This window comes from Spirillospora sp. NPDC047418, from assembly GCF_040643275.1.
Lineage (GTDB): Bacteria > Actinomycetota > Actinomycetes > Streptosporangiales > Streptosporangiaceae > Spirillospora.
Map to the genome: position 1 here is coordinate 193765 of NZ_JBEYTW010000004.1, position 15907 is coordinate 209671.

Sequence of the window (15907 nt, forward strand, 5' to 3'; positions counted from 1 at the left end):
TCGGAGCCGATGGGATGACGCCGCCCGTACCGTCCCTGACCTTGCCGGGCTGGTGCCTGCTCAGGGTGCCGGTACTGGCCGCCGTACCGGGCGACGGCTCACCGGGGGCGACCGGGCAGCTGTCCCGGCGGCTCCTCGAACTGGCCGTCGGCTACGCCGACACCTACCAGCGTCCCGAAGCCGACGGCCACGACTGGCAGGACGGGCCGACGCGGATGGCGGTCTACGCCAGCCGGGCCCGCTTCCGGCCCACCCCGTTCGGGACCTTCAGCGTCAGCCTGCTCGCCGACCTCGTCGACGGCGACCCGGCGACCCGCCTCGACCTGGAGACCGAGGTCCGGCTCCGGCGCCTCGACCTGCCCCGGCCGACCGGGAAGTGGTTCGTCAACCCCACGCTGGCCGCCGCCGGGGGCCGCTGGTCGTACGTGCGCCCGGACAAGGGCGGGACGACCTCGCTGTCCGACGAGCCGTCCGTCCGGCGGCTCGCCGAGCGGCTCGCCGACGCGCGCTCCAGTGCGCCGAGGTCCGCCCGGGAGTGGGCCGCCCATCTGGGGGAGGAGGAGGCGGCGCGGTTCGACCTGTGCGAGCGCCGGCAGCTCCTGCTCCCGGAACAGGCCCCGGCGCTCCTGGTGGACGCCGCCGCCGGGTCCGCCCCGCCCGCGGACCCGCTCAAGGCGGCGCTCGCGGAGGAGCGCCCCTTCCGCTCCGACCAGTGGGTGGACGCGTTCAGCGAGGTCCGCGCCGGACTGGCCCGCTCCCGGGTGGAGGCGCTGGTGGACGGTGCCGCCCAGGTGATGCGGGCGCCCTGGCTGCCCGAGCGGCTCGCCCAGGTCAGGGAGTACGTGGCCGGGGCCTTCACCGGCGGCGCGGTGCCGCTGGCCTGGCTGCTGGCGGCCCCGGCCGACCATCCGCTGGGCAGCTGGCGCCGACCGTCCAGGGCTCCCGAGGACACCGGCTTCCCGGAGCCCGCGCGACGCCTGTTCGTCCCGCGTCACCGGCGCGACAACAGCGCGCTGGAGTGGTGGAACGATGCGCTCACTCTGGACGAGTGGCGAGCGGGATTTCCCGGCTCCCGGACCTCCACCGGCCATGGCCCGGCAGGGCCGCGGTTCGGCATGGCCTGCGGCGCACTGCTGGCCGAGCCGCGTTCCGGTGCGGACACCTGGCTCAAAGTGGTCAGGCCGGGTTTCTGGGGCGGACCGGGCGCCAGGCTCGGCGAGCACCTGGGCATACCGGACTTCCGCCCGGAGGCGGCGGACCCCGGGCGGCTCACCGCGGAGCTCGGCTGGATCCCGCCGGACCGGCTCGCGCCGTTGTCCCGGCGGAGCGTCGGTGACCGGCCGCGGCTCAACCTCAACCTTCCCCACCGTCCCGGCGACCTGCGCCCGGCCGACCTGGCGGTCGCCGCCGTGGACGGGCGGCTCCAGCTGATCCACCGCGCCGACGGGCGCTGGGTGGACCTGTGCTGGGACAGCCCGCTGGTGTTGAGCCACCCCGGCAACTCCTGGGTGGTGCAGCTGCTGGGACTGCTCGTCGACGAGGCCATCGGCACGATGCCGACCGCCGACCCCAGCCGGCGCCGGCGGACGGCCGGGATGAACCCGCGCATCACCGCCGGCCGCTGCCTGGTGGCCCGGCGCAGCGTGGCCCTGGACGCCCGGCACCGGGCCGACCTGCTGGAGCTGGCCGGGGATCCCGCCCGGCTGTGCGACGTGCTCACCGAGGTCGGCCTCGGGCCGCAGGTCGAGGTGACCGAGACCGCCGATCACACCATGCGGCTGGATCTCACCGACGACGTCCAGCGGCAGTGGTTCACGCGGCGGCTGCGCCTCGACCGGCCGCTCGTCCTGCACGAGTCGCTGCCGGTCGCGACGCCGGTCTGGTCCGACCTCGGCGGGCACGTCCACGACCTCTGGGTCCCCTGGGTGCGCGCCGAGGCCCCGGCGAGCCGTCCGCTGTCGCGGACCCGGATGCTGGATCGGCTGCCCGCGCCGGACCCCGGCTGGACGAGCTGGTACGTCTACGCTCCGGACCGGCTCGTCGAGATGTGGCTGGCCCGTGCCGACGTGGTGGAGCTGATGCGCCGCGCCGAGCTGTTCTTCATCCGGTACCGCGACGACCGGTCGCACCTGCGGGTGCGGGTGCGCTCCTCGGCCGCCACCGGGGTGCTGCTGGCCGGGCTCCGCGACCATCTGGTCTCGACCGCACCGCAGCAGCCGACCGAGATCGCGGTGAACGCCTGGGCGCCGGAGGACCACCGGTACGGCGGCGCGGCGTACCGGGCGCGGACCCTGCGCCACTTCTGCGCGGACTCGGCGTGGTGGGCGCGGCGGCTCGCCGACGGCCCCGGCCATGCGGGCCGCTACGTGCTGGCCGCGTCCCGGATCGCCGCCTGGTGCCGGCGACTGGCCGGCGACGGCGGTGCCCTCGCCCTGCTGTGCGAGTTGCGCGGGCTGGATCCGCGGCTGCCCAGCCCGCACGCGCAGCGGGACCTGATGGCGGCCTTCCGGTCGGCCCGGCGCGATCTCGAAGCGGCCTTCGACGCCGCGCTGGCCGAGCCGGAGCCCACCCTCGACCACCTCGCCGAGCTGGACGAGGACGCCTACCGGCTGACCCTCACCAGCATGATCCACATGACGGTCAACCGGGGCCTCCCGGTCGGGTCGGCGGTGCTCCGCGAGCCGGAGATCGTGCTGGCGGCCGCCCGGCTGCTGAAGGGCCGGACGGCACGGGCGGCGAAGCGGGTATGAGCTTCGCGGACCTTCTCGGCACTGTCGCGGGCACCGGCGCGCGGGTGGCGCCGGCTCCGGAATCGACGGTCCCCGGCGGGCGCCCGCCGGAGTGGGTGGTCGAGCCCACGTCGCCGGCCCAGCTCGCCGCGGTGGCCGGGGCGCTCAACGACGGCGGCGTCCCGTGGCGGGTCGACGCCCTCGGACGCAACTGGGGGTACGACGACTCCCGGGTGCGGGAGCCCGGTGTGATCGTCCGCCTGGCCCGGCTGGACCGTCTGGACGTCGACGCCGACCTCGGCCTCGCCACGGTGCAGCCCGGGGTGACCTTCGCCCAGTTGAACGACGCTCTGCGGGATGCCGGCGGCCGGTTCCACCTCCCGGAGCCGGGTTCCGGGCCGCACACCTCCGTGCTGGGCAACGCCCTCGACAGGGGGCTGCTCTCCGGCCTCGGCGAACGGGAGCGACACTGCCGGGACTTCCTGGTCATGGCGCGCGACGGAGCACTGACCCGGCTGGGCTGGACGGGTGCCGAGGACGAGCGGACACGGCGGGCCCTGCCCTACCCGCCGGGCCCGCACCGCCACGGCTCGCTGTTCCAGACCTCCGGCTACGGCCCCATCGTGGTGGAGATGACCCATGTGCTGCCGGCGGTGCCGGCGCACTGGCTCGCACTGGCGGTGCTGTCCGGGCCGGACCCGGGCGAGGCACTCGTCCGTTACTGGCGTGAACTCCATTTCGCGGACCTGGTGACCACCTCCTCCCTGGCGTCACCGGCCCGCCGCAGAGCCCAGCGGATCGCCATCGCCCACGATGGACTCGTCCTGAACCTGCTGGTCACCGGGGGCTCGGCGGCGGTCCTGCGGGCCAAGGCGGCGGACGTGCAGCGGCTGGCCCGCGAGCACGGGCAGCGGCTGGCCGTGCGCGCCTCCGCGCACCCCGACGACCTGGGCGTCCTCGGCGGCGACCGGGAGCGGCCGGAGGCCGTTCCGCGGCTCGCCGACGGCCTGGAGTGGCACACGGCGGCCCTGCCGTTCGCGCCGCCGGTGATCGCCGCCTTCGCCGAGTCCGTACGGGCCGAGGAGGTTCTCGCGGAGGCGCCGTGGACCCTGCGCCCGCTCGACGCCCGCGCGGTGGTCTGGCTCTCGTCGTTCGTCTACCGCAAGGACGATCCGGCCGGAGTGGAGCTGCTGCGCCGCCGGGCGGCCGCCTTCGAGCGGATCCGCGGCGAGTTCGGCGTGCCCGCCTACAGGTCCGGCGGGGTGCGCGCCGCGCGATGACCCACGTCCTCCTGGCCAGCGTCCACCAGATCTCCGCCGGCAGATCCGGCGAAGCGGTACACCTCCGCGAGCTCGGCGCCGCGCTTCGTGACGCGGGCGAGCGGGTGACGGTGGTGGACGGTCCGATGAACCCGGGCGGGGCCGGCGGCGACGCCGGAGGACTGGCGTCGCTCGCCCGGCGCGTCGAGGGCCTGCTCGACCGCGACCGTCCGGACGCGGCCCTGTTCTGGGGGCACCTCGGCGAGGAGACCGCGCTGGTACGGCGGCTGCGCACGGCCGGCGTGCCCATCGTGCTGGAACACCCGGCCGCCGACATCCGGCCCGCGCCGGAAACGCTCCGTCTCGCCGACGAGGTCGTGGTCCCCTCACGGTTCGCCCGGCGGCTCTTCGCCGCGCAGACCGGCAGGGACGCCCACGTGATCGAGCCGTGCCTGCGCCCCTGCTCCTGCCCGCCCGCCGCGGCCCGCGCCGGCGCGGGCACCGCGGCCGCCGCCCGGAACGGCCCGTACCGGCTGACCTTCGTCAACCCGGAACCGGCCAAGGGCCTGGACGTGGTGATGCACCTCGTCCGGGCCACCGTCCAGGCGGGTCTCCCGTTCAGGTTTCGCATCGTGGAGGGCCGCTGGACCGCCGCCGACCTGGCCGGGCACGGCATCGCGTTGGCCGGCCCGCCCTGCGTGGAGATCGTGAGGTACCGCGCCGACATCTGCCCGCTGTACGCCCGGACCGACCTGCTCCTGGCACCGAGCCTGTGGCAGGAGAGCTTCGGGATGGTCGCCCGCGAGGCCGTCGCCCACGGTGTCCCGGTCCTCGCCACCCGGGTGGGCGGCCTGCCCGAGGCGGTCGGCCGCGGCGGGGTCTGCCTCGACCCGCCCGTCCATGACCGGAACTACCGGGTGCGGATGACCGGTGAGGAGGTCCGGCGCTGGCTGCGGGCGGTGGTCGAGGGGCTGCGCCGCGAGCACCGGCCTCAACCGGAACTGCTGTCGCGGACCACCGCCGGCAGCGTCCGGGCGTACCGCGAACTGCTGGGGTGCGCTCCCGGTGGGGAAGGGGAGGCGGAGGTCACGCGCCCGGCCCGGTTATCGCGCTAGGCGCGGGCTCGGCCGGGGTTCGCGCAGGTTGGATGCCCCCATTTGCCGTCCTCGCCCTTGGTGATCTGGTCTCCGGGCTTGAATGCCTGTCCGCAGTGGCAGGTCCCGGGGAACTTGGCTTTGATTCCGGACGGTCCTGAAGTCCGGCGGGACGCCGACCGGCGACGGGGCTGGACGTCGTCGGTCTGCTGGGGGACGTCGTCGGCGGTGCTGCCGCCGGCGGCCTGCTGGCTGGTCGCCGCGGCGTTGGCCGCGCGGTCGGCGAGCGCGTTGAGGCGGTCCCCGTCCTCCTGGTGGGCCGCGACGTGGACGAACTCGACCGTGCGTCCGGCCAGCAGGCCGTCGATCGCCTCGATGAGCTCCCGGTTCGCGACCGGCTTCTTGGAGGCGGTCATCCACCCTCTGGCCTTCCAGCCGGGCAGCCACTTCGTCACGGCGTCGATCGCGTACCTGGAGTCCATGCGGATCTCCAGATCGGCGGCCGGGTCGGTGGCCAGCAACAGGTGCTGCAGGGCCGCCAGCTCGGCGATGTTGTTGGTCGCATCGCCCAGCGGGCCGCACGCCCACTGCACCACGCGCTCATCGGCATCGGCGATGACCCACCCCCACCCGGCGGGACCGGGGTTGTTCTTGCAGGCTCCGTCACAGGCGGCGATCACGCGGGTGGTCATCCGCCCATGCTGCCAGACCGGAAGTGCGGGGGTAGGGCCGATCGCGTCAAGGGAGTTGCAGAGGGAAGGCCGCCGCCCGGGCGTAGAGCTTGTAGAGCTTGAACGGCCCCGCGAAGGACAGTCCGCAGGCGTTGTTGAGCACGTTGGTCGCGCTCTGGTTGGTCAGCGTCGTGCCGCGTGCCCCGGGATGGTCGATCTGGCCGCCCATGAACACCGCCATCTTGGCCAGCATGTGGTCCCGCTGGACGGTCGTCATCTCCTGCCAGGAATGGCAGGACATCGCGGCGAGCATCGCGTCGTCGAGTTCGCCCGTCGCGGGGTGGTGGGGGTCGCTGACCGGTGCCGTCCGGGACGCGGGCGGGGCGGTGGCCTCGGGGGTCGTGAACCAGGGGCACGGGCCGCCGGGCTTCAGGTTGGCCATGCAGGTGAGCAGTTCGAGTTCGTTGCCCAGGTTGCCGAACCCGAAGCTGAGGAAGGGCGCCTTACCGTTCAGGCAGTCCGGCAGGTTGCTGGGCGAGGTGGTGACGGTGCCGTTGGAGTACCAGCAGTTGCCGGTATTGCCGGGGAAGGCGTCCCACCAGAAGTCCAGGCCGTTGGCGGTCATCTCGTTGCCGTAGAACTGGTTGCGGTGCGAGGTGGACAGCTTCAGCGGGTCGCAGCCCGTCATCGGCTGGTCGGCGCAGACGAACGCGTCCGGGACGGCGAAGAGCATGGCCCCGCGCCGCCGGTTGTCGCGGAAGGTGTTGTTCCGGACGACGTTGTCGTCACCGCCGGCGATCCACATCCCGGTGCCCACCGGGACCGGCACGGTCGGCACCACGTCGCTGTCCGCCAGGTACGGGTTGAAGTTGTTGGAGAAGAAGTCGTTGTTCTCGACGAGGTCGCCCTGTTGCGGGAAACCGGGATGCCCGGCGGCGGTGAAGACGTCGGTGGTGAAGCCGAGGCCGTTGTCGTAGAAGTTGTTGTGGTGAACCCAGGTGGCGCTGCCGTCGGTGCCGGAGTAGCCGCTGGTGTTGTGGTGCGAGTCGCAGTAGCGGATCTGCTGGCTGTAGCGCGCGTCCGGGTAGACGCTCTCGTCGCGTCCGGCCGCGGTCTTCGCGCCCGACCCGGGATACAGCCCGGAGTCGCCGTTGCCGGCCGCCTCGCAGTTCTGGATCACGCCGTGGTCCTCGACGAAGGTGAGCACGCCGTACTCGCCCGCGTAGAAGGTCTTGAAGCTGTCCAGCAAGTACCCGTTGGTCTCCAGGACGTAGATGTCGTGCTCGTCGGCGTGCCGGACGGTCATGTTCCGCAGCACGAATCCGTCGGCCCGGTCGGCGCGTATGCCCACGTCCTTGGCCGAGTTGCGCGGGCCGCCGTTGCCGGACGACGGGTCACCGGCGTCCACGACGACGTCGTCGGCGCTCACGCCCGACCCTTCGAGCTGGAGGTTGCAGCGCACGCACGCGCCCCGGTTGGGGATGCCGTGCCGGTCGACGCGCGGCGGGTCCGGGTCCTGGCCGCCGCCGGGGGCCCGGCCGAGCACGGCGATCAGGTTGGCGTCGTTCTGGCAGGTGTACTCGCCGAGGTAGGAGTACGCGCCCGTGCTCAGCTTGTACTGGTCGCACGCGGGGTCGTGGGTCGGCTTCTTCCGCGCCGTGGGCTCGGTGTAGACGCCCGGCAGCACCACGACCCGGTCGTTGTTCCGCGAATCGGTCACCGCGGGCTGGATCTCGCCGTACCGGCACCGGTCGAACAACGCCCGGTTGATCCGCTTCAGGTCCCGTGCCTCGGTGGCGCCGAGCGTCCGGTGGTCGTGCGGGCGGACGTTGTAGCCCGACTTCAGTGCCCGCTTGATCGAGGCGTCCAGCCGTTCCAGCGAGTCCGGCCGGCACACCACGCGGGTCGTGCTCTGCCGGCCGGTCCCGAGGGCCGACGCCAGGCTCCGCGGCGTCGGCACCGTCCCGCCCGCGCACGGGCTGACCGAGCAGTCGGGCCCGGGAGACGGCCAGTACGACGGCCGCTCGATGTGCGCCTGCGCCGCCTGCACCATGCCGAGGACCAGCACGGCCGCGGCCACCAGGGGCACCCATAATCTCCTGAGAAACCGCGGGCCCATCGGGTACTCCCTCGCTCAGCGCTCCATGCCGGTCCCAAACGCTTGCTCGGTGCCATGGAAGCACGATTCTCAAATCCGAGGAAGTCTCACAACCAGCCTGGTATCGATCTTCAGGCCCCGAGTCCCGGGTGTCTCGGCCGCGGCACCCCGCAAGGCGAACGCGGCGCGGTGGTCCGGGTCATCGAGGGTCACCGGGGGACGGGAGCCGCCTGACCGGCGGCGTCCTCGCCGTGGAGTGCGCGGCGAACGGCGTCGCGGAGCCAGTGGTGGGCGGTGTCGGCCGCGTGGCGGGGATGCCAGGCCATGCCGATGGTCAGGGGCGGCAGCGGCAGGGGGATGTCGAGGAGGCGCAGGCCGAGGGCCGCGGCGGTGTCGGTGAGGGGCGTCTCGGGGTCGCCGGGGAGCGCGGCGGGGACGAGGCAGACGACGTCGCTGCGGACCGCCAGGGCCATCGCGGCCAGATGGCTGGGGAGGACGGCGGTGACGCGCCGGTGGAGGTTCAGCTCGGCCAGTGCGGTGTCGAGAGGACCGGTGAACCGGCCGCGCCGGCTGACCGCGACATGGTCGGCGGCGGCGAGCCGCGCCGGGTCCAGGGCCCGCCCGGCGAGGGGATGGCCCGGGCGGACGGCCGCCACCATCCGCAGCGTGACCAGTTCCTCGACCCGGGTCTCGGGGTCCACGTGGTCGATGGATCCGACCTCCAGGTCGATCCGGCCGTCGCGGAGGGCCGGACCGGCCTCCAGCTCCTCCGCCCGGAGCCGGAACGAGACGTTCGGCGCCTCCCGCCGGGCCAGCCGCAGCAGGCCGGGGGCCAGCGCGGCACCGACCAGGTCGGCGGCCTGGAGGGTGAACGTGCGGCGCAGGCCGGCGGGGTCGGTGTCGCCGGCGGGGCTGAGCAGCGTTCCGAGGCGGCGCACCACCGCGGCGGCCTCGTCGCGCAGCGCCAGGGCGCGGGGAGTGGGGACCATCGCCTGTCCGGCCCGCACCAGGAGCGGGTCCTGAAGGGTGCGGCGGAGGCGGGCGAGGGTGCGGCTCATGGCGGCGGGGGAGGTGCCCAGGCGCTCGGCGGCGCGGGTGACGCTCTGCTCGGTCAGCAGTGCGTCCAACGCGACGGCGAGGTTGGCGTCGAGGGCCGTGTGCGGGCTGTCCACCAGCGTCATTCCATTTCAGGCAATGTCTCCTTGCTGAAGTTCCCATTGTGGCATCGCCGGGGCGCTCCCGAGGATGGAGGCGTACCGACCGACACCGATTCTCGAGGTCTTCATGATCGTCATCACCGCCCCCACCGGGAACATCGGCCGCCACCTGCTCGCCCGGCTCCTGGAGTCCGCTCCCGCCGCCGGCGAGGAGCTCCGCGTGATCGTGCGCGACCCCGCACGGCTGCCGGACGCGGCACGCGGACGCGTCGAGGTGGTCACCGGCTCGCACGGCGACGCCCACGTGGTCGACAGGGCCTTCGAGGGCGCGGACGCCGTGTTCTGGCTCGTCCCCCCGGACGCGTCCCGCACCCCGCAGGACGCCTGGACCGGCTTCACTCGCCCCGCCGCGCGGGCGCTCGCCGCCCACGGGGTCGGCCGCGTCGTCGGCGTCTCCGCCCTCGGCCGCGGCACCCCGCTCGCCGGCCGCGCCGGCCTGGTCACCGCCTCGCTGGCCATGGACGACCTGCTGGCCGGCGCCGGCGTCGCCTACCGGGCGCTGGCCAGTCCGTCCTTCTTCGAGAACCTGCTGGAGGAGGCCGCCTCGATCCGCGACGAGGGCGTCTTCACCGACGCCGTCGACGCCGACCGCAGGGCGCCCCTGGTCGCCGTCGCCGACATCGCGGCCGCCGCCGCTTGCCTGCTGCTGGACCGCTCGTGGACCGGCACCGGCAGCGTCCCGGTCCTGGGGCCGCAGGACCTGTCCCCGAACGACCTCGCCCGCGTCATGACCGCGCAGCTCGGGCGTCCCGTCCGCTATGAGCGCCAGTCGCTCGGCGAGTTGCGCGCCGAACTCGTCGGCTACGGCCTGGACGAGGCGTTCGTGCAGGGCATCGTCGACATGAAGCGGGCCAAGGACGAGGGCCTCGACGCCGGCGTGGCCCGCACCCCGGAGACCACCGGCCCCACCACCTTCGAGCGCTGGTGCGCCCAGACCCTCAAGCCCGCGGTCCTGTCCTGAACCCGCCAGCCCTCGCGCCACATGACCACTGTGACCCGCCCCCGCGCGGCCCCGACACGGAACCGGCCGTGGACGGCACGCTAGTGCTCGTCCACGACCGGACCCTCAACTGCACCGTCCAAGAACTACCGAGTGATCGGGGCCCCGGACGGCCGTTCGATGTCACTCGCGCTAGGGCGGCGGTACCCGCCAGGTGCGCTCCGCGGGCCTTGCGGCTTCCCGGCGTTCCTGCCGAGGGCCTGTCTGCTCTTCCCATTCGGGTGCCGCGGTGGACCTGCGGCGGGCTTGTTCGTCCGCGGCGGCGCGTTCCGTCGCCATTTGTGCCGTCTCGGCGCGCCTCGCCTCTCGCACGCCGACGACCAGGAAGCGGCCGAGTGCCACCGCTGCCAGCAGTATGACGACGGCGCCGAGGCCCTCGAAGAACGACAGGTGCTCGGCGACCCGGCGTGTCTGGCCGCCGAGCGCGGTCCCCAGGCTGGTGTTCCACAGGGGGGCGATCGTGGTGCCCACGACGAACCACAGACCACCCAGAATGGCCAGCCAGGATCCGAACAGGGCCACCGGCCGGTTGGCGCTGACCAGCAAGATCAATCCACCCACGCCCACGGCGATCGCCGGAAGGATGGACAGCACGAGGCGGTCGGTGCTGTACACCCAGGCGTCGCTCGACCCGAAACCGAAGCTGAAGTAGGGGCCGACGAACGGAATGAGCCCGCCCCACAGCGCGAGGAGCAGCAGTAGGAGGCCGCTGAGCATGCCGCGGCTGCGAGGGGTTTTCAGCATTCCGGTCGCGCGTGTGCGGGGGGAACTCCTCATCCCAGTCATAGAACCCTCCCTGACCAGGTCGGATTGTCCCATTTCAGGGTCTTAAGTCGCGCCGTACCCGGTGCGGTGCCGAGCAACCGGCCGGGCCGCGCAAAGACTGGGTCACGGCGCCGGGCTCCGTCCGCGGCGGGTCGGACCGTCGATGCCGACCCGCCGGGACGTTCTCATTATTGATAATGATAACGTAGCGGTGTGAGCATCTCCAAGGAGCGCTGGGCGGACCTGGCGCTGCATCCGGTGCGGATCCGGATCCTGCGGTCGGTCGCCGGCGGGCGCCGCACCGCGCGCGACGTCGCCGATCTGCTGCCGGACGTCCCGCAGGCGACGCTGTACCGGCACCTCGCCGCCTTGGTCAAGGGCGGCCTGCTGGACGTGGTGGAGGAGCGCAGGGTCGGCGGCGCGGCCGAGCGCGTCTTCGCCCTGCCCCCCGGCGGCGCGGCGCTCGAAGGGGACGCGCTGGCCGCGGCGACGCCCGGCGACCACGAGCGCTACTTCACCGTGTTCGTCTCCAGCCTGCTGGCCGAGTTCGCCCGCTACCTGGCGCGCGAGCGGGTCGACCTGGTCGCCGACGGCGCCGGCTACCAGCAGGCGGTGCTGCACCTGGACGACGCCGAGTTCGCCGAGTTCGCCCGCGGTTTCGGCGAACTCCTGCGTCCCCTGCTCGGCAACGAGCCGCGGGAGGGGCGGGTGCCGCGGCTCCTCGCGACCGTGCTCATGCCCCTGGACACACCGCCCCCGACACCGGACGACGGCGCCGGGCCCTGAAGCGGCCGGCCATAGAGAAAGGCCATGCCATGGCAGAAGTGACGATCACCGGGAACAGCGTCGACATCGAGTTCGACGCCTGGGAGCGGCTCTGGACGCGGCGCGCGCGGGTGGCCGTCCCGCTCGCCGCCATCACCCGGGCCGCGCGCGTCGACGCGCCGCTGCGGGCCGCGCGCGGTTCCCGCCGCGGGCTGGCCGTCTCGGGCTTCGCCAAGATCGGCGTCTGGGGCCTGGTGCGCGGCCCGCGGCTGCTGGTCTCGGCGCGCCGCGCACGCCCCGGCCTGCGGCTGACCCTGGACCGCGCGATCAGCGGGGACGAGTTCGACGGCATCGTGCTGTCCCACCCGGACGCCGCCCGGCTGGCCGACCGCATCCGCGCCGCCGCCGGGGCGCGGACGTGACGGGCGGGCCTCGCGTCCGCGATGGCGGGGGACGGCCGAGCGGCGGTCGTTGTCGCCGCGCACAATGATCGCCGGGAAGATTTGAGGGCCTGCCAGTTCATCCCGGTCTGTCCGGACAGCATCATGACGGGCGTCATGCCAGTTCCCCCCGCCGGGGCCGTCCGACAAGGATCGTCATGCGCACCCCCCATACGTCCGCAGTCCTGCTCGGCGCCGCCCTGCTGGCCGGCGCGCTGACCGCACCGCCCGCCCTCGCCGAGGCCCCGGACCGGGCGCCGGCCGCGGCGCTCCCGGCCGCCGCTCCCCGGCTGGCCACGGCCGCCAACTTCCGCGACCTCGGCGGCTACACGACCGCCGACGGCCACCACGTCCGCACCGGCGTCGTCTACCGCTCCAACTCCCTGGCCCACCTGTCGGCCGCCGACCAGCAGACGCTGCTCGGCCTCGGCATCACCCTGGACGTGGACCTGCGCAATTTCCAGGAGCGCTCGGACGACCCCGACCTGCTGCCCGCCGGGATCGCCTACGAAGTCGCCGACGTCGAGGACGTGACGCACGGGATCTCCTTCGCCGACCCTGTGCTGGGCAGCCTGCTGTACGGGTTCCTGATCGGGCTGGTGACCGGGTCGTCCAACCTCGGCCAGTCGATCGCCTACCCGTTCCTGGTGGACTTCAGCGGCGCGAGCCGCGCCTACCGCGACCTGCTCACCTCCATCGCCGCCAACCCCGGCGCGACGGTGTTCCACTGCACCGCGGGCAAGGACCGGACCGGCTGGGGCGCGGCGGTGCTGCTGACGATCCTGGGCGTGCCGAGGGCGACCGTGTACCAGGACTACATGGCCAGCAACACCTACCTCGGCCGGTCCGACGCCGTGGAGTCCGCCTGGCTGGACGAGGCGTTCCACGAGGTCGACCAGGTCTACGGGAGCTTCGACAACTACGTCCGCAACGGCCTGAAGCTGAGCGACGCCACCGTCGCGGCGCTGCGCGCCCGGCTGCTGACCTCCTGATCCGCCCGGAGCCCACGGCCAGAGGCTCCGGTTCGTCCGACCGGCACGGACGATCCATAACCGAGACCGATGGAGCGGTGTATGACCACGGCGCGGATCGGGATCGCACACTGCGGGCGCAAGTTTCCCTCGACCTCCGGGATTTGGACCCCGGGGCCCCCGAATCCATCCGCTCCGAACGCGGATGCCTCCGAAGGAAACCCCCGTGAGAAACAGACGCAGATCTGTCAGATGCCTGCGGGTGCCGGCCGCCCTCCTCCTCGGTATCGGCCTCCTGGTCTCGCCCGCGAGCCCCGCGAACGCCGCCCCGAAACCGCCCCCCGCCAGTACTCGCGCCGATCGGGCGCCGCGCGTCCAGAAGTCGCCGCTCCCGGCCAGGGACCGCCCGCCGCTGTCGGCGGAGAAGGACGCGCTGAAGAGCACCCCGGAACGGCCGGAGAAGCCGGCCGAGCACAAGCGGCCGTCCATGAAGAGCGCGCCGAAGGCCAAGGCCGCGGCGGCCGCCGCCTGCAGCCCCGGTGATTTCACGAGCCGTTCCGGAAGCGCGCTGGTCCAGCAGGTCACGTCCTCGACGACCGACTGCATCAACACGCTGTTCAGCCTGACCGGCGGAGACGCCTACTACGCGTTCCGCGAGTCGCAGATGGTGACGATCGCCTACGCGCTCCGCGACAACGCGGTCTACTATCCGGGCGACAACAGCACGGGCACGGCCCAGCTCGTGCTGTACCTGCGCGCCGGGTACTACGTCCAGTGGTACAACCCGTCGACCGTGGGGGCCTACGGGCAGTCACTGAAGACGGCGATCCAGTCCGGCCTGGACGCCTATTTCGGCAACTCGAAGTCCTCGACGGTCAGCGACGCCAACGGCGAGGTCCTCGCCGAGGCGGTCACGCTGATCGACAGCGCCCAGGAGAACGCACGTTACATCTATGTCGTCAAGCGGCTGCTGAACGGCTACAACAGTTCCTACGACGCCTCCTGGTGGATGCTCAACGCGGTCAACAACGTCTACACGGTGCTGTTCCGCGGCCACCAGGTGCCGGCGTTCGTCTCCGCGGTCCAGTCGGACCCGAGCGTCCTCGACACGCTCAACGCGTTCGCCGCGAACCACCTCGGCCTCCTCGGCACCGACCGCAGTTACCTGGCGTCCAACGCCGGACGTGAAATGGCCCGGTTCCTCCAGCACGCCGCGCTCCAGGCCAAGGTCCGGCCCCTGGCCAGGGGGCTGCTCGGCCAGAGCAGCATGACCGGGAAGACCGCGCCGCTGTGGGTGGGCATCGCCGAGATGACCGACTCCTACGACAAGGCGAACTGCTCGTACTACACCACGTGCGATCTGCAGCAGCGGCTGGCGCAGAACGTGCTGACCATCAACCACACCTGCAGTTCCAGCATCAAGATCCGAGCGCAGGACATGACCGCGGGCCAGTTGTCGGACACCTGCGCCAGCCTGATGAACCAGGACGCCTACTTCCACGGCCTGGTGAAGGACGGGAACAAGCCCGTCGCCAACGACGGCAACGGCACGATCGAGGTCTGCGTCTTCGATTCCAGCACCGACTACCAGACCTATGCCGGTGCCATGTTCGGGATCGACACCAATAACGGCGGCATGTACCTGGAAGGCGACCCCGCCGCCGCAGGGAACCAGCCGCGGTTCATCGCCTACGAGGCCGAATGGGTCCGCCCGACGTTCCAGATCTGGAATCTCAACCACGAGTACACGCACTACCTCGACGGCCGGTTCGACATGTACGGCGACTTCAACGCCAACGTCGCCACGCCGACCATCTGGTGGATCGAGGGCTTCGCCGAGTACGTCTCCTACTCCTACCGGAAGGTGACCAACGACTCGGCGATCGCCGAGGCCGCCAGGAACACCTACGCCCTCAGCACCCTGTGGGACACCACCTACAGCAATGACACGACCCGCATCTACTACTGGGGCTACCTGGCGGTGCGGTACATGTTCGAGAAGCACCCCGGCGACATCGCCACCGTTCTCGGCTACTACCGGGCCGGCGACTGGAACGCCGCACGCACGTTCCTGACCAGCACGATCGGCAGCCGTTACGACGGCGACTGGTGGACGTGGCTCGCCGCGTGCGCGTCCGGTGCCTGCGCCGGCGGCGGTGGTGGGGGAGGCAACCAGGCACCGACTGCGAAGTTCTCGGCATCGGCGAACGGCCTGGCGGTCAACTTCACCGACCAGTCCACCGACGCCGACGGCAGTATCGCGTCCCGCAGCTGGGACTTCGGCGACGGCACCACCTCGACGTCGGCCGGCCCGTCGCACACCTACGGCGCCGACGGCACCTACACCGTCTCGCTAACCGTCACCGACGACGCCGGGGCGACCGGCACCACGTCCCAGCGGATCTCGGTGTCCGCCGGGGGAGGCGGCGGGACGGCACCGGAATGCACCGGTTCCGACACACGGCAACTCGGACAAAACTGCCAGCGCGGCAACCTGTCGGCGACCAAGGGCAATCTCGCCTACCTCTACATCAACATCCCGTCCGGCACCCGGTCGATCACCATCACCTCGTCCGGCGGAACCGGTGACGCCGACCTCTACTACAACGCGAGCACGTGGGCCACATCGACGTCCTACACCCGGCGTTCCGCCAATGCCGGAAACGGTGAATCCCTGACCATCTCCAACCCGCCGGCCGGCTACAACTACATCAGCCTCTACGGGAAGGAGGCGTTCAACGGCGCGGCCGTGAAGGTCGAGTACTGATCCGCCACCGCACCGACGAGAAAGCCGGGGCCGGACCGCGTGGTCCGGCCCCGGCGCCGGTGTCAGGCGTCCACCCGGGAAAGGCGGGCGCCCAGGCGGCCCGTGTCCAGGGCGAGTCGCGGCCGCCCGGT

The 15907-nt window shown here is 72.6% G+C and carries 12 protein-coding genes; 8 read left to right on the forward strand and 4 right to left on the reverse strand.

Annotation, left to right across the window (positions count from 1 at the left end; translation table 11 throughout):
- Nucleotides 1-14 precede the first annotated feature (14 nt).
- Genes ABZ806_RS04085 through ABZ806_RS04095 form a run of 3 tightly spaced genes read left to right on the forward strand, consistent with a single transcriptional unit; the run spans nt 15 to nt 5103 of the window.
- Entirely contained in the window at nt 15-2750 is a 2736-nt protein-coding gene (locus ABZ806_RS04085) for a thiopeptide-type bacteriocin biosynthesis protein (protein ID WP_500215178.1), read from the forward strand.
- Complete coding sequence (locus tag ABZ806_RS04090; protein WP_500215180.1) at nt 2747-4009, forward strand: FAD-binding oxidoreductase; 1263 nt, start codon at nt 2747-2749, stop codon at nt 4007-4009. Before ABZ806_RS04085 ends, ABZ806_RS04090 begins: the two co-directional genes overlap by 4 nt.
- Entirely contained in the window at nt 4006-5103 is a 1098-nt protein-coding gene (locus ABZ806_RS04095) for a glycosyltransferase (protein ID WP_500215181.1), read from the forward strand. The genes ABZ806_RS04090 and ABZ806_RS04095 overlap by 4 nt, the downstream gene beginning before the upstream one ends.
- Here the strand turns inward: ABZ806_RS04095 and ABZ806_RS04100 are convergent.
- The 3 genes from ABZ806_RS04100 to ABZ806_RS04110 all read right to left on the reverse strand — a co-directional run bounded on the left by ABZ806_RS04100 (nt 5100) and on the right by ABZ806_RS04110 (nt 9032).
- Entirely contained in the window at nt 5100-5774 is a 675-nt protein-coding gene (locus tag ABZ806_RS04100) for a ribonuclease H family protein (protein ID WP_500215183.1), read from the reverse strand. The two genes, ABZ806_RS04095 and ABZ806_RS04100, sit on opposite strands and share 4 nt — an antisense overlap.
- A gap of 46 nt (nt 5775-5820) precedes the next feature.
- Nucleotides 5821-7842, reverse strand: a complete 2022-nt coding sequence (locus tag ABZ806_RS04105; RefSeq protein ID WP_500215184.1) for a right-handed parallel beta-helix repeat-containing protein — start codon at nt 7840-7842, stop codon at nt 5821-5823.
- A gap of 218 nt (nt 7843-8060) precedes the next feature.
- Nucleotides 8061-9032, reverse strand: a complete 972-nt coding sequence (locus tag ABZ806_RS04110; protein WP_500215186.1) for a LysR family transcriptional regulator — start codon at nt 9030-9032, stop codon at nt 8061-8063.
- A 103-nt stretch (nt 9033-9135) separates the two neighbouring features.
- On the opposite strand from ABZ806_RS04110, the gene ABZ806_RS04115 reads away from it, so the two are divergent.
- The gene (locus ABZ806_RS04115; RefSeq protein WP_500215187.1) at nt 9136-10029 is read left to right on the forward strand and encodes an NAD(P)H-binding protein; all 894 of its coding nucleotides are present in this window, start codon (nt 9136-9138) and stop codon (nt 10027-10029) included.
- A 171-nt stretch (nt 10030-10200) separates the two neighbouring features.
- Here the strand turns inward: ABZ806_RS04115 and ABZ806_RS04120 are convergent, their stop codons facing one another.
- A complete protein-coding gene (locus tag ABZ806_RS04120) occupies nt 10201-10785 on the reverse strand; it encodes a hypothetical protein (protein ID WP_500215189.1) in 585 nt (194 codons plus the stop codon).
- Nucleotides 10786-11046: 261 nt separating this feature from the next.
- Between ABZ806_RS04120 and ABZ806_RS04125 the strand changes: the two genes are divergently transcribed.
- The 4 genes from ABZ806_RS04125 (at nt 11047) to ABZ806_RS04140 (ending at nt 15776) form a co-directional block, all read left to right on the forward strand.
- Nucleotides 11047-11619, forward strand: coding sequence for a helix-turn-helix domain-containing protein (locus tag ABZ806_RS04125; protein ID WP_500215190.1), 573 nt, complete (start codon nt 11047-11049; stop codon nt 11617-11619).
- A 29-nt stretch (nt 11620-11648) separates the two neighbouring features.
- Complete coding sequence (locus ABZ806_RS04130; RefSeq protein WP_500215192.1) at nt 11649-12020, forward strand: hypothetical protein; 372 nt, start codon at nt 11649-11651, stop codon at nt 12018-12020.
- A 176-nt stretch (nt 12021-12196) separates the two neighbouring features.
- Nucleotides 12197-13030: a tyrosine-protein phosphatase gene (locus ABZ806_RS04135; protein WP_500215193.1), complete on the forward strand. Its 834-nt coding sequence runs from the start codon at nt 12197-12199 to the stop codon at nt 13028-13030.
- Nucleotides 13031-13235: 205 nt separating this feature from the next.
- The gene (locus ABZ806_RS04140) at nt 13236-15776 is read left to right on the forward strand and encodes a collagenase (RefSeq protein ID WP_500215195.1); all 2541 of its coding nucleotides are present in this window, start codon (nt 13236-13238) and stop codon (nt 15774-15776) included.
- Nucleotides 15777-15907: the final 131 nt, after the last annotated feature.

Bases quoted from the DNA above. Each gene is read 5' to 3' on its own strand.
- ABZ806_RS04115 (WP_500215187.1), top strand. From the start codon at position 9,136: ATGATCGTCATCACCGCCCCCACCGGGAACATCGGCCGCCACCTGCTC.
- ABZ806_RS04110 (WP_500215186.1), bottom strand. From the start codon at position 9,032: ATGACGCTGGTGGACAGCCCGCACACGGCCCTCGACGCCAACCTCGCC.
- ABZ806_RS04120 (WP_500215189.1), bottom strand. From the start codon at position 10,785: ATGCTCAGCGGCCTCCTACTGCTGCTCCTCGCGCTGTGGGGCGGGCTC.
- ABZ806_RS04085 (WP_500215178.1), top strand. From the start codon at position 15: ATGACGCCGCCCGTACCGTCCCTGACCTTGCCGGGCTGGTGCCTGCTC.
- ABZ806_RS04135 (WP_500215193.1), top strand. From the start codon at position 12,197: ATGCGCACCCCCCATACGTCCGCAGTCCTGCTCGGCGCCGCCCTGCTG.
- ABZ806_RS04090 (WP_500215180.1), top strand. From the start codon at position 2,747: ATGAGCTTCGCGGACCTTCTCGGCACTGTCGCGGGCACCGGCGCGCGG.
- ABZ806_RS04100 (WP_500215183.1), bottom strand. From the start codon at position 5,774: ATGACCACCCGCGTGATCGCCGCCTGTGACGGAGCCTGCAAGAACAAC.
- ABZ806_RS04095 (WP_500215181.1), top strand. From the start codon at position 4,006: ATGACCCACGTCCTCCTGGCCAGCGTCCACCAGATCTCCGCCGGCAGA.
- ABZ806_RS04130 (WP_500215192.1), top strand. From the start codon at position 11,649: ATGGCAGAAGTGACGATCACCGGGAACAGCGTCGACATCGAGTTCGAC.